Here is a 13,648-nt window from a genome sequence, read left to right on the forward strand (position 1 = left end):
GATTGACGATTACGTCATCCTCCCAGCCATAGTAGACCGAGTCTGGTGGAAGAGAGAAGCCAGGAAGGCCATGGACAGCATGCAAGATGGCCGAGGTTCTAACGCCAAGATCGAATGCACAGTGATGAGTTATTGGGATTCCTGCATCCTCTGCAATCGCTGTCTGTTGGCGGAGTCCAGCAATACCACCTGCCGGGGTCAGATCTAACACTGCGACATCGATAGCACCTGTGTCGACAAGCCGGCGTAGATTATGTGGAAGGTAGGTGTCTTCATTTGGTCCCATCGGTTGTCCGGTCTGGTTTTTCAAACTGGCCAGGGACTTATGCGCGTCAACACGAATTGGCTGTTCCATGTACTGAAGGTAGATTCCAGCATCAGCTAACTCCGATCCAACACGGATTGCCTGATCGGTTGTCCATCCTTGATTTGGATCAAGTCGGAACTCCAGCTTGCCATCTACTTCCTCGTGCATCGCTTTAATCCGGGCAATATCTTCTTTCCAGTCACGGCCAGCTTTCGTTTTCAGCACAGAGTACCCCTCCTGAAGCACTTCGGCGGCACGCTGTCTGGATTCCTCAACTGGAAGGATACCAAGACAGTAAGCCACTTCTACCTCGTGACTATCCCCGGAGTCGTTCTGATGGTTTCGGTGTTTCATATTTGTCTGACTGGGCGTTGTCCAACCACCGAGGAGTTCATAGATTGGTTTCTCCAGTGACTTACCAACAATATCCCAACATGCTACTTCGACCGGCGCGAAGAACATGTCTGCGTTAGCGTATTCGATGAACACCTGTCGTCGGAATTTCTCAAGTTCAAATGGTGACTGCCCGACAACAAATGGGCGAATACCATCTTCAATGATAGAGACAGTAGCCTCTGGGGTGAGAAAGACACGGACCTCTCCCCAGCCAGAAATCCCCTCATCGGTGTCAACACGGACCAGAACTCGGTCCATATCCGTTAGGGAATTGTGATTAGTCACATACGGTCTGATACCACCATCTTCAAACGGAACGAGCGGAACGTTGATCGCGAACGCCTCGATATCTGTGATTTCCATGGTTATGTATTTCTAGGGTCGTTATTGATTGATTGATTCGTTACTGCTGGGAATGGCCATATTGGAGAGAATGGCTACCGCCTTCATCAAATTGGAGTTTGTAACCGTCATACAAGGGGCATCACCGTGGAGAGGGAGAGAGTAAAGACGAGCCCGAAGACAGCGATCAGGGTTGTAACGACTGTCCACGTTTTCAAGGCCTCCGCCTGTGTCAGACCGCCGATTTCGGTAATGATCCAGAACCCACCGTCGTTGTACCATGACAGGATGTTTCCACCGGCGCCAATAGCCATTACAAGGTACGCCGGGTGAACCGACAGTTGTCCCACCAAGGGAGCGACAATTCCAGCAGTCGTCAACATGGCAACAGTCGCAGAACCTTGTGCGATACGAACTGCAGCTGCAATGACCCACGCGGTCACGATGAGGCCTAGTCCTAATTCTTGCAATGCACTAGAAATGTAACCACCAACGCCGGCAGCGGCTAGCATTCCGCCAAACGCACCGCCAGCACCGACAATTGCAGCGATATTTCCACCTTCTTTTAGTGCCTCAGTAAGTTCCTCTGCCCACGATTCTAGGTCGAGAGATGTCATCCGATAGAACGTCACAGCCGAGACGATCGCAGCAATAGTCAGTGCGAAGTTCGGGTTTCCAACGAAGGCAAAGACTGAGACGAACCAAGCACTGGACGAGAAAAACGTATCCGTGATAGTTTGTGTTCCAACTAGCACGATAGCTAGAACAATCGGTAGTGCAGCCTCAAGTACATCTGGGAGGTTTGACGTAGACTGCTGTGAGATCTCCTGAAGTTCTTCTGTAGTTGTTCCCATTGTGTCGCGAAGCGGGATATCAACCCGTTTCGCGATGAACTTTCCGTAAACGAGCCCTGAGAGTACTGCCGTCGGTGCTCCAACCATAACTCCGACAAGGATTGTCGTTCCAAGATTTGCTTCTACCTCAGCTGCAACGGCGAGCGGCCCAGGCGTCGGCGGAACAAAAACATGTGTCGTTGCCGCAGCTGCACAAATAACGACAATAAATAGCGAGTAACTATGCCCGACACGTGCTCTCATCGAGCGTGCAAGTGGAGCCATCAGATAGAACACGTTGCCAAAGAAAACTGGAATCGCTAACACAAATCCACTTCCAAATAGGGCATACTCACCGTGTTCCTCACCCGTGATTGAGGTGAAAGCTCGGATAATACGCTCTGCAGCACCGCTTTCTAGCATTGTCTTCCCGATCACTGCCGCCATCAAAATTGGGATACCAACACCCGCGAACGTGTCACCGAATGCCGTTGCCGTTTCAGCTGCGACATCTCTAAGTGGGACCTCTGGCGCGACCATTCCAACAACGAACGTGGAGATTATTAGCCCGAGGAATGCCGGCAGTTTGAGTTTGACAAGAAGGAGTATTGTCATTACCAATCCAACTCCGAACGCTACTAGTGGGGCATGTTCAAATGCCATACCTCTCCTCTATTTTTGAAATATTATAAAGCTAATCCCCCAAATAGACTTATTTTCAAATATTTACTCTCGATTCTGATCCGATTGTGGGAAATGACCCAAAACAGCACTAATCGTCTCTAAATGGCAGACGACGTGGGATCCATGACAAAGTTACGCTATTACATCCCACACATAGTTTCGACAGAGGGAAATGCAATACGTTTTAGCGGTGTTATTTGCATCAACTATCGGTATTTTTCCTACCATGTAGGAAAATTAGAATCACGGTCAAGTATAAGCCATAGACAGCCTAGTAACCCAATTAAACCCCTGAAAAGACTGTAATTAGTAGAGATATCTTTGGCCCCATTGTACCCTTGTCCCCATATTTGTAGTCAAAAAATAGCTTTTGATATGAGCGGAAGAGTCATCGGTATAGTAGAAGAACGTTTTTATCACTAGGGGGAAAGTTGACGGTATGACTAGTGATAACAAACAAAAGACGATTAGTGCAGTTGAGACTTCATTTGACATCTTAGAGGTACTTGGAGATTTAGAACCTGCAGGAGTCTCAGCGATCGCGGAACAACTTAATTTGTCTACGAGTACTGTCTTTACTCATCTATATACATTACATGAACTGGAATATTTAGTGAAAGAGGGGACCGAGTACCGTCGATCCTTACAATTTTTATCGGATGGGGGGATTATCAGACAGCGTTACAAGGCATCGCAGTTACTTCAAGACAAGGTTGACGAATTAGCTAGTATAACAGATGAAATTGCTGGAGCTGCAGTTGAAGAACAAGGACAACGAGTCATTCTTTCACGTAGTGCCGGCGACATGGCTGCTGGTGATGAGATTCCAGTCGGTAATCATACATATATGCACTGGACATCGCTTGGCAAAGTTCTTCTTGCACACTTGCCAGCTACACGGCGTTCTGAGATTATTGAACGCCATGGGCTCCCAAGGGGCACTAAACAAACGTTTACAGACAAGGAAAAACTCGAAAAAGAACTTGAGCAGATACGTCAACAAGGGTACGCAGTGGACGACGAAGAGCACTTACGAGGCGTAAGAGGAATTGCAGTACCAATCCTTGATGATGAGAGAAATGTCGTTTCATCGATTGGGATAACTGGTCCACGGAATCGATTCGGATCTTCATATCTTCTCAAACTTCTTGAATCGCTTGAATATGCAAAAAATGAGATCGAGGTCAGAAGTTCATATCAAAATTAATATATCTAATACATAATATTTATTCTATACTCAGCTTTGCACGTTAGCTTCAGCTGTTGAGTGAATGAAGAGGTGGTCAATCTCGTTCATGAGGTCATCGATGCACCGATCATCGTTGTCCCGCACCCATGAGAGAAGGTCGTACACGGCTTCTCTCAGGGAGTGTTCGAGGTTCGCTCGAATCAGGACCAAGACGAACGAGACTGTAGGCAGCCATCAGAAGGTGTCAGTGGCGTCCGATTCTTCGTCGGTCTGCATCTCGCAATTTCCCAAGCCGAGATCCTGCTTCGAGTTCTCGAAGAACGTCTCGATGCGCCATCGTATCGCGTAGGAGCGGATTATGTGAGCAGTCGGTGCGTCGATCTTGTTTGTAGCGAGGTACTTGACCGGGTTGTCCTCGTCGTCACTCAACGAGATTTTGATTAGGAACATTCAATAATCGAACCCAACGAGTGGGCACATCCGGATGTGTGTGAGGCCTTCTTCGACGCGCCGATCAGCTACGAACTCGAGTACCACTTTCTCGAAGGCCGCGAGTCGACGGTCTACTACCACCGCATAGATACGGAGAAGATCAGTCGCTTCGTTGGCACTCGTGAACCGGAGGAGTATACCCGCGAGACGTGACCGTACCTGTAGTCCACTAGTGGAACGGGAGCGGGAATGCGACCGTGGCGCTTGCGCCATGGCTATGAGCTCACGGTCTGAAATCGAAGCATTCTGAGATCAAAACGGTCGTCGAGACGCCTGACGAGGCGGGCTCAAAGTTGCGGTGACAATGGCCCGCAGTGGGCACGCGAGTTCGTCGCCACGGAGATGGTTGCCCAGAAAGTCGTGCAGGAGCTGCTGGCCGACGGCAAGTGGTACAAGGCGCTCAAGGCCCAGCTGAAGTTCAACGAGTGGCTCTTCGACCTCAGCCAACTCGAGCAAGCGCCCGTGACAACACAGGTCCAGAGGATGGGAGTGCCCGCCGAGGAGACCAATGTGAGCCGCCATTCGTCTCTGGATGACCGACATGTCCCACCGATTGTGGGCCGAAGTAGACTATTCAGTGAGTCGAAAAACGTGGATTTCGGGAGTCGTGTGTACGATATGCGAATCAGAACCGACGACTACGCATACCGACGGGACGCGATCGAACACGCAGCCAACTGCTACAACAGTAACAAGACGAAAGCAGTGGTGAGTGCCTGCGATGACGTTCCGACGTTCGTCTAGGCCTCCCGCCAAGTCCTCGAGGGCGACGAGCTCACGCTCGAGCAGCGCCGAGAGATCGCCGAGACGCGTTCGACTCGAGCAGTGGCTTTCGAAGTCACTACTGAGACAGCCGTTGAGATCGACTACTAAGAGATCGAATTTTAGCCCCGGGGCTCAGAGCGAGTCACACTACGGTTTTCTCAGGGTCGAGGGCCGCGACACGATTCTCGAGATCCACGTCGCCTCTACTATCGACAGTCACCGTGTAGCCGTTGTAGGCAAATTCGATTATGGACGGATTCTTCTCGGAGTCGCGTGCGTCATAGAGTGAGTCAAGTGCGTCCGTGTTGATCGCGTCGTGGATCGGTGGGTTGAGCTCTTCGGGTTGAACTCCTTCACGTTCGGCGACTTTGTCTACGATCTTCAGACTGAGTGATTGAGTGGGTTGCACAACCTCCGATGTCAGGAACTAATACATAAAACCAGACGTTCCTCTAATGACGTGCGTCAGACATCGGCCTCTGAACAGATGTGTCGCATCGGTGATTAATCAGCGGTAATGCCGTTGCCCTCGAGGATCTCTCGAGCGATCCGCGACTGGTCGCGGACCATCCGCACGTTGTTTCGTTTCGCCATCGAGACGTGCTGCGGACGCAGTTCGGCCCGGTCTTTCAGGTCGGCGAGCCTGTGGGCGAGCAACTGCGCGAGCGTGATCTGGGTGGCCATTTCCGCCAGTTTCTCCTGCTGGAGCTGGAACCGGGCGATCGGTCCCCCGAACTGTTCGCGGTTGGTCGCATACTGACGCGCCGTCTCGAAGCAGTTTCGCGCCGCCCCGAGCCCCCCAGGCAATGCCGTAGCGGGCCTGCGTGAGACAGGAGAGCGGCCCCTTCCTCCCCTCGACACCGGGAAGCAGATTTTCCTCGGGAACGCGAACGTTTTGCAGGGAGATCTCACCGGTGATCGAGGCTCGCAGGGAGAGCTTTTCGTCGATCTCGTTCGTCGTCACGCCGTCCCGGTCGGTTTCGACCAGGAACCCGCGGACCGGCGAGTCCGGGGCGGAGGCGTCCCGCGCCCAGACAATGGCGACGTCTGCGATCGGGGCGTTCGTGATCCAGGTCTTCGACCCGGTCAGCACGTACTCGTCGCCGTCCCTTTCGGCGGTCGTCTCCATCGCCGACGGGTTCGACCCGTGTTCGGGCTCCGTCAGTCCGAAGCACCCGACGGCCTCGCCCCGACCGAGGTCGGGCAGCCACCGCTCCTTCTGCGCTTCGGAGCCGAACGTGTGGATCGGATACATGACGAGCGCGCCCTGCACCGAGGCCATCGACCGCAACCCGGGGTCGCAGGCTTCGAGTTCCTGCATCAACAGTCCGTACGCGGTTTCGTTGATATTCGGTGAGTCGTTCCCCTCCAGGTTTGGAGCGTAGAATCCCAACTCGCCCATCTCCCGGATCGTTTCCGTCGGAAACGTCCCCTCGAGCCAGTGTTCCGCGATGTCCGAGTGGACGGTATCCGCGACGAAGTCCCGGGCCGACTGCTGTATTAGCCGCTCCTCTTCCGACAGGTCGTCCTCGAGCTGAAGGTGATCGAGCATCGATCGCCCATTTTCTGTACGCTGGATTAAAATAATCGGACACTGTTCAATACTTCGGGAACTATAGCTACCCAATTCAACACAGAGAGAGAATATTAGATATTGTTTGATATGTTCCAATAATTATAACAAAATTTTATATACACGTCTCTCTCAATACTCGCTGTGATCGTAATATGATACGATCTGGCGTGGATATCGGTGGCACGTTTACCGACGTGATCGTGTTCGACGAAGAGACGGGTGAAATAGACATCGAAAAAACGCCGTCGACGCCCGGAAATCCGGCCGAAGGTGTGATCAACGGGCTGTCAAAGGCGGATACCGATATCGCAGATCTGGAATTCTTCTCGCACGGATCGACCGTCGGAACGAACGCGCTCATCGAACGGGAACTTCCCCGGGTTGGTCTCCTCACGACCGAGGGGTTCCGGGACGTCCACGAGATCCGCGACGGAACGAAAGACAACCTCTGGGATGCATACGAGGACGTCGCCGATCCGTACGTTCAACGACGAGACCGACTCGAGGTCTCCGAACGGATCGACGCCGCTGGCAATATCGTCGAAGAGCTGGACGAAGAAGCGACCCGCGAGGCGGTTCGGGTGCTCAAAAAGCGGGGAATCACGACGATCGCGATCTCGCTGATCAACGCCTACCTTAACGGGACGCACGAGCGACGGGTGGCCGAAATAGTCGCCGAAGAGCATCCCGACGCGTTCGTCTGTACGTCTCACGAGATTCTGCCGGAGATGTTCGAGCACGAGCGCACGAGCACGACCGTTATCAACGCCGCGCTGGTTCCGGTCGTCCGAGACTACCTTCTCGACCTCTCGGCCCAGCTCGACGACTGCGGCTACGATGGAGACGTCCTGGCGATGCACTCCGGCGGCGGCGTGATGACGACCGAGGCCATCGCCTACTATGCCGCCCGCATCGCTAACTCCGGTCCGACCGCGGGGGCGATCGCCAGTCAACACGTCGCCGAACAGTGCGGCTTCGAGAACGCCATCGGATTCGACATGGGCGGGACCAGCGCGGACGTTTCGCTCACCCACCAGGGCGACATCGAAATGACCGACGAGTGGGCCGTCGAGTACGGGTACCCCATCATGTTTCCGTCGACGGATATCGAGACGATCGGCGCGGGCGGCGGATCGATCGCGTGGATCGACGACGGGGGTTCGCTTCGCGTCGGCCCGAAGAGCCAGGGTGCGAACCCGGGGCCGGCCTGTTACCTTCGCGGCGGAGACAAACCGACCACGACCGACGCGAACGTCATCCTAGGATGGGTCGATCCCGACAAGTTCCTCGGCGGCGATATGGAGGCCACAGCGGAGCCCGCGGAACGCGTTATCGAGCGCGACGTCGCGGATCCGCTGGGGCTGGATCTCACCGAGGCGGCATCGGCGATCGAACGCATCGCCGTCGCGAACATGTGCAACGCGGTTCGGCTCGTCTCGACCAGCAAAGGCTACGATCCGCGTGACTTCGCGCTCGTCGCCTTCGGCGGCGCCGGACCGCTGCACGCCGCCCACGTCGCGCGCGAGATGAGCATTCCGAAGGTCGTCGTTCCGCTGTACCCCGGTATCAATTCGGCGCTCGGCTGCCTGCTGGTCGACGTCGAGCACGATCTCTCACAGACGTTTATCGAAGACGCGACCACCGACGCCGTCGACGATATCGAACGCGCCTTCGCGGAGATGGAAGCGGAGATTCGCGACCGCCTCGCCGAGGAGGGCGTCGACGACGAGCAGATGCGCATGGACCACGAGATCAAGATGCGCTACACCGGACAATGGCGCTCGCTCGAGATCTCCTGCGACCGTCCGATCGAGAGCATGGACGCGATTCGAGAGCGGTTCCACCGTCAGCACGAGCACGCGTACGCCTACTCCGACGAGGACCAACCGGTCGAGATCTACGGGCTGCACGTCACCGGTCGCGGCCTCGTCGAGAAACCGTCGTTCCCGTCGATCGCGGCCGGCGACGCCGCGGGGGCTCACCGCGGCACTCGCGAGGCCTACTTCGAATCGGCCGGGGGCTACGTTCGGACGGACATCTACGGCCGCGAGGAGCTCGGCGCCGGCGCCGAACTGGAGGGCCCCGCTATCGTCGAACAGATGGATTCGACCATCGTCGTTCCGCCGAACGCGACGGCGGACATGGACGACCGAGGGAACATCATCATTACCGTCTAACAATGTCACAGCAAGAGCCACAAGCCGATATCGACCTTGATCCGGTCACGTTCGAGGTTCTGCGCAGTTCGTTCACGAACCTCGTCGACCGGATGGCCGAACAGATACAGCGGACCTGCTACTCGTTCGTCATCTACAACCGAGACTTCAGCAACTGTCTGAACGACGCCGAAGGCAACACCGTGATGCAGGGATCGCAGGATATCGCGGTCCACGTCGGGACGCTCCACTACACCTGTCAGGAGACGCTTGAGTACTTCGAAGGCGACATCGAGCCCGGGGACGTCTACATCGTCAACGATCCATACCTGGGCGGAACGCACATCAACGACGTCCGGATCATGCGGCCCGTGTTCCACGAGGGCGAACTGATCGCGGTGACGCAATCGAACGGCCACTGGGCCGACGTCGGCGGGCCGGCGCCCGGCTCGTTCAACATCGCGGCCAACGACCACTTCGCCGAGGGACTTCGCATTCCGCCGCTGAAGATCTGGGACGCCGGCGAGTTCCGCGACGACGTCGCGAATTTCATGACGACGAACATGCGGCTTTCGGAGGATCGCATGGGTGATCTGCGGGCCCAGGCCGAAGCGACCCGGATCGCCGAGGAGCGACTGCTTGAGCTCGTCGACAAGTACGGCGTCGAGACCGTGCTGACCGCGTTCGACGAATCGAAGGACTATGCGGAGCGCATAATGCGCGAACAGATCCGCGACTTGCCCGACGGGACGTGGCACACGCGTGACTACATCGACGCCGACGCCGACCAGGGCGACGGCTACGTCACCGTCGACGTCGAGATGACGATCAGCGACGACGAGGTCCACTACGATCTCTCCGGCTCCGACCAGCACATCGGGAATTTCCTGAACGCGACCTTCGGGACCTCTTTCTCGGGAGTCGTCGCCGGAACGAAGATGTTCTTCCCGGAGGTCCCGTTAAACTCCGGAATGTATCGGGTCATCAGCGCCGAGCTTCCGGAAGGAACGGTCGTCAACGCGCCGGAGCCGGCACCGGTTACCGGGTCGGTCGCCGGCGCCTACGAGAAGGTGATGAACGCGATCTTCGAGCTGTGGTCGGAGGTGCTCCCGGAGCGCGCCATGGCCTGCGCGTTCAACCTCGAGTATCTTCTCGCGGGCGGAACCGACGAGCGTCCCGGCCACGAGGGGAACGAGTTCGCCTGGTACGACTGGATGGCCGGCGGCTGGGGCGGTCGCAACGGAAAGGACGGGGCGAACGCGACGGCACCCGTGTTCGGCGCCGGCCTCGCGGTCCAGTCCCTCGAGGGACAGGAACGTGACACGCCGCTCCTGACGAGTCAACACTCGATCGTCACCGACTCGGCTGGACCGGGCGAGTACCGCGGCGGATGCGGGCTCCGAAAGGGAGGGCGGATGCTCGAGTGTGACAATAGCGTCATCTCCTACTGTTCGGATCGGGCGCGATCGGTGACCTGGGGGATCAATGGCGGCCTCCCGGGCATTCCCCACGGCGTCACGCTCACGCGAGACGGCGAGACCGAGGAGATGGGGACGGTGTTCTCGAGCGAGCCGATCGAGGAAGGTGACGAGTTCGTCCGCCCCTCTTCGGGCGGCGGCGGGTTCGGTGACCCGCTCGATCGTGATCCCGAGGCCGTCCTGGAGGACGTCAAAGACGACTACGTCTCCATCGAGCGCGCGGCAAAAGACTACGGCGTCGTCATCGAGGAGATCGACGCCGATCGCTGCGAGTACGAGATCAACGACGACGCGACCGCGGAGAAACGACGCTATATCCGGGCCAATCGCGATGCGTGGTTACGCGAGGATCCCCAAGACGTCGTCAGCCAGTATCACGACGGCGAGGTGGATCGCCTCGATCTCATTCGTCGTTACGGGGTCATCCTCGACTGGACGACGGGCGAACTGCTCGAGCAGACGACCGCGGAGTTCCGCGAGATGCTTCGCGACCGGGCCGCCAGCGAGTGGTCGTAGCCGACCTGGAACCGCACTGCGGCTCCCGCTCGAAATACCGCCGGTCTGCGACCGATCGCTGCGGGGTTGGTCAGAAGGGCAGTTTCCGCGGGCAACGTTTTGTCGGACTTCCGTCGGTATAGATGGTTCACTATTGAATTACGTTCAATATTGTGGGCAGAATATGGGACAGAGGGGCAAAAACTATGGCTTGCGAAACCCACAGTCCACTATGGTAAACGGCCCCCCGATAGAAGAGTTGCACTTCGCGGACGCACCGTCGGTCGATGTGGTTCCGGGACCGAACTCCGAACGGTTGCTCGAGCGACAGCGAAAGATCGACAGCAGCGCCGTCGCGTACCCGAAACGAGTGCCGATCGCACTCGAGGAGGCTCGCGGCGCGACGGTCCGCGACGTCGATGGCAACACGTTCCTCGACTTCTTCGCGGGTATCGGCGTGCTGAACGTCGGTCACTCGAACCCCTACGTTCTGGAGGGCGTTCAGGAGCAACTGGGGACGTATACGCACACGATCGATTTTCCGACGGAAGCCCGTCTCGACCTCATCGATCGCCTCCGAGAGATCGCTCCCGGGGGCCTTCGGGGTTCGAGCAACGTCGTGTTCGGCGGGCCGACGGGGAGCGACGCGATCGAAGGCTCCATCAAACTCGCAAAACACAACACCGGCCGGCACAGCTTACTGGCGTTCGAAGGCTCGTACCACGGAACGACGGCCGGAGCGCTCACGCTCACCGCAGGCAAACAGTACAAGGAGGGGTACGGTCCGTTGCTTCCGGACGCGGTTCACGTTCCGTACCCGTCTGCGAGCGACGACGGGGGGTGGGGTGTACCGAGGCGCTCGAGGCGGTCAAACGAAAGTTCGAGAACCCCTACGGCGGGCACGAGACGCCTGCTGGCATCTGGGTCGAGCCGATTCAGGGCGAAGGAGGCGTCGTCGTTCCGCCGACGGGATTCCTGCAGGGGTTGCGAGACATCGCCGACGACAACGACGCGCTGTTGGTCGTCGACGAGATCCAGACCGGTATCGGTCGGACGGGAGAGTGGTTCGCGTCCGACCACTTTGACGTCACACCCGACGCGATCACGATGGCCAAGGCGCTCGGTGGAACGGGACTGCCGATCGGCGCGACGCTCTATCACGAACAGTTCGACACGTGGGGCCCTGGCGGCCACGTCGGAACGTTCCGGGGCAACGTTCCCGCGATGGTCGGCGGGCTCCGAGCCATCGAGTATATCGAGGCGCATGATCTGCTCTCGCACGCGACCGAACTCGGGACGTATCTCCGGGATCGGTTCCGCGAGGTTGCGACGTCGACGCCGGAAATCTCGGCCGTGCGCGGCAAGGGACTGTTCATCGGACTCGAGTTCGTCGACGGTGACCCGGCCAAGGAACTCGTTACGGAGATACAGCGGCGGTGCTACGAGAACGGCGTCCTGGTCTGGAGCGCCGGCCGGTACAAGAACGTCCTTCGGCTGATTCCCCCGCTCGTTCTGACCAGTGAGCAGGCCGAGACCGGGGCTGACATTATCTGTGACGCCATCGAGGCTAGCACTGGTTCCTGAGACGAGCATCGGCTCCACGAGGAATACCGTGCCGGCATTTCGCCAGAGCGGATGTCACAGTCCGGACAGCAACACCTCCTTTTCGTAATCTCGAATCATCCCGATACTGGCGTCCTCCTTGATCGTCGTGATCGCGAACTTCGAGCTCGTTCGTCGAATTTCGTCGATCTCCTCGTACTCTTCGACGAGCCCCTCGACCATATCGCGCGACGTCAACCTTAGATTGCTATTCAACACAGCACAAAGTATTGAGATTAGGGAAACCCCCACAAAGCGAGCAGCGGATGCTATGGGCGACGACGATCATCTCAAGATCTCCTCGCACGACCTCTGCCGTTACTTTGCTCACACGATGCTCGTTCGGGAGCGGATGAATCTGTGGGTTGTGATGGAGGCCAATAGATGGAACGACTATCAGAGCCTTAAGCCGTATCTCTCGAAACCAGACGAAGGGACGATCATTGACGAGTTCTCTCGGGCGAGACGGGAGTAACCGAAGGGTCCAGAAACATTTCCTAGATCGAAGTCACTACCAACTATAGCCTCTGATACTACCTTGAGCGCGTACGCGAGCGCATAGTCGTCAAGCGTCAAGAGTCGATGGGACATGCACGAACAGGACTGATTAATCGTCATCGAGGCACTGATGGAATACGGATCACTGTTCCGGGGTTCGGATGAGTTTCAGGGCGAGGATCTGATGGACCCGCGGCGTGCACTCGCTTTCGAGTCGAGCAGTGGCTGTCGAAGTCACTCCTGAGACAGTCATTGAGACCGACTACTAAGAGATCGAATGTTAGCTCCGGGGCTCAGAGCGAGTCACACTGCGGTTTTCTCAGGGTCGAGGGCCGCGACACGATTCTCGAGATCGACGTCGCCTGTACTATCGACAGTCACCGTGTAGCCGTTGTAGGCGAATTCGATTGTAGATGGATTCTTCTCGGAGTCGCGTGCGTCATAGAGTGCGTCAAGTGCGTCCGTGTTGATCGCGTCGTGGATCGGTGGGTTGAGCTCTTCGGGTTGGACGCCTTCACGTTCGGCGACTTTGTCTACGATCTTCAGACTGAGTGATTGAGTGGGTTGCACAACCTCTGATGTCAGGAACTAACCTATAAAACCAGACGTTCCTCTAATGACGCACGTCAGACAACGGCCTCTGAACAGTTTTCATGGCATGTTCTGAGTCGGAGGGAAATGACTGATTACGGTCGAAGAGAATCACTTATTCAGAAGATAGTTCCAATCGAGATTTTCGCTTGCTCGGTCCCGCGGTGATCGCCGGCACCGTGCCACCGGAGCAGTGGGAACTCGCTCGAGCGGACCATTTTGTCACGGAGGATTGTGCATCCCG

10 protein-coding genes and 5 pseudogenes are annotated in these 13,648 nt (G+C 56.9%); 7 read left to right on the top strand and 8 right to left on the bottom strand.

Going from position 1 to position 13,648, the window contains the following annotated elements:
- Both PGX04_RS13050 and PGX04_RS13055 read right to left on the bottom strand, forming a co-directional pair.
- A partial coding sequence (locus tag PGX04_RS13050) for a mandelate racemase/muconate lactonizing enzyme family protein (protein ID WP_273738899.1) occupies window positions 1-1,066 on the bottom strand: 1,066 nt, incomplete at its 3' end.
- Window positions 1,067-1,173: 107 nt separating this feature from the next.
- Window positions 1,174-2,541 (bottom strand): GntP family permease, encoded by a 1,368-nt coding sequence (locus PGX04_RS13055; protein ID WP_273738900.1) that lies wholly within the window; start codon window positions 2,539-2,541, stop codon window positions 1,174-1,176.
- Between the two features lie 460 nt (window positions 2,542-3,001).
- Between PGX04_RS13055 and PGX04_RS13060 the strand changes: the two genes are divergently transcribed.
- Entirely contained in the window at window positions 3,002-3,769 is a 768-nt protein-coding gene (locus PGX04_RS13060) for an IclR family transcriptional regulator (RefSeq protein WP_273738901.1), read from the top strand.
- A gap of 30 nt (window positions 3,770-3,799) precedes the next feature.
- On the opposite strand, the pseudogene PGX04_RS13065 reads toward PGX04_RS13060, so the two are convergent.
- Window positions 3,800-4,174: pseudogene (locus PGX04_RS13065) on the bottom strand (transposase); the annotation flags it as partial.
- Window positions 4,175-4,237: 63 nt separating this feature from the next.
- Here PGX04_RS13065 and PGX04_RS13070 point away from each other — a divergent pair.
- A complete protein-coding gene (locus PGX04_RS13070) occupies window positions 4,238-4,396 on the top strand; it encodes a hypothetical protein (RefSeq protein ID WP_273738902.1) in 159 nt (52 codons plus the stop codon).
- 465 nt (window positions 4,397-4,861) lie between these two features.
- Window positions 4,862-5,116: pseudogene (locus PGX04_RS13075) on the top strand (DUF7692 domain-containing protein).
- Between the two features lie 34 nt (window positions 5,117-5,150).
- Here the strand turns inward: PGX04_RS13075 and PGX04_RS13080 are convergent.
- Window positions 5,151-5,417 (bottom strand): HalOD1 output domain-containing protein, encoded by a 267-nt coding sequence (locus PGX04_RS13080; RefSeq protein WP_273738903.1) that lies wholly within the window; start codon window positions 5,415-5,417, stop codon window positions 5,151-5,153.
- A gap of 98 nt (window positions 5,418-5,515) precedes the next feature.
- A pseudogene (locus tag PGX04_RS13085) lies at window positions 5,516-6,560 on the bottom strand (acyl-CoA dehydrogenase family protein); the annotation flags it as partial.
- Window positions 6,561-6,736: 176 nt separating this feature from the next.
- On the opposite strand from PGX04_RS13085, the gene PGX04_RS13090 reads away from it, so the two are divergent.
- From PGX04_RS13090 to PGX04_RS13100, 3 genes and pseudogenes are all read left to right on the top strand, one after another.
- The gene (locus PGX04_RS13090; protein ID WP_273738904.1) at window positions 6,737-8,761 is read left to right on the top strand and encodes a hydantoinase/oxoprolinase family protein; all 2,025 of its coding nucleotides are present in this window, start codon (window positions 6,737-6,739) and stop codon (window positions 8,759-8,761) included.
- A 2-nt stretch (window positions 8,762-8,763) separates the two neighbouring features.
- Window positions 8,764-10,734, top strand: coding sequence for a hydantoinase B/oxoprolinase family protein (locus PGX04_RS13095; RefSeq protein WP_273738905.1), 1,971 nt, complete (start codon window positions 8,764-8,766; stop codon window positions 10,732-10,734).
- Between the two features lie 211 nt (window positions 10,735-10,945).
- Window positions 10,946-12,297, top strand: a pseudogene (locus tag PGX04_RS13100) (aspartate aminotransferase family protein).
- Between the two features lie 54 nt (window positions 12,298-12,351).
- Here PGX04_RS13100 and PGX04_RS13105 read toward each other — a convergent pair.
- Window positions 12,352-12,516 (bottom strand): annotated as a pseudogene (locus tag PGX04_RS13105) (Lrp/AsnC family transcriptional regulator); the annotation flags it as partial.
- Window positions 12,517-12,586: 70 nt separating this feature from the next.
- Between PGX04_RS13105 and PGX04_RS13110 the strand changes: the two are divergent.
- The gene (locus PGX04_RS13110; RefSeq protein ID WP_273738906.1) at window positions 12,587-12,790 is read left to right on the top strand and encodes a hypothetical protein; all 204 of its coding nucleotides are present in this window, start codon (window positions 12,587-12,589) and stop codon (window positions 12,788-12,790) included.
- Window positions 12,791-13,116: 326 nt separating this feature from the next.
- Here PGX04_RS13110 and PGX04_RS13115 read toward each other — a convergent pair whose 3' ends face one another.
- Window positions 13,117-13,383 carry a HalOD1 output domain-containing protein gene (locus tag PGX04_RS13115; protein ID WP_273738907.1) on the bottom strand — a complete coding sequence of 89 codons (267 nt, stop codon included), beginning with the start codon at window positions 13,381-13,383 and terminating at the stop codon, window positions 13,117-13,119.
- Between the two features lie 140 nt (window positions 13,384-13,523).
- Window positions 13,524-13,648 (bottom strand): PD-(D/E)XK family putative nuclease (locus PGX04_RS35055; protein ID WP_465263812.1); only part of this gene is annotated, 125 nt, incomplete at its 5' end.

The sequence above is a fragment of the Natrinema soli genome (assembly GCF_028618695.1).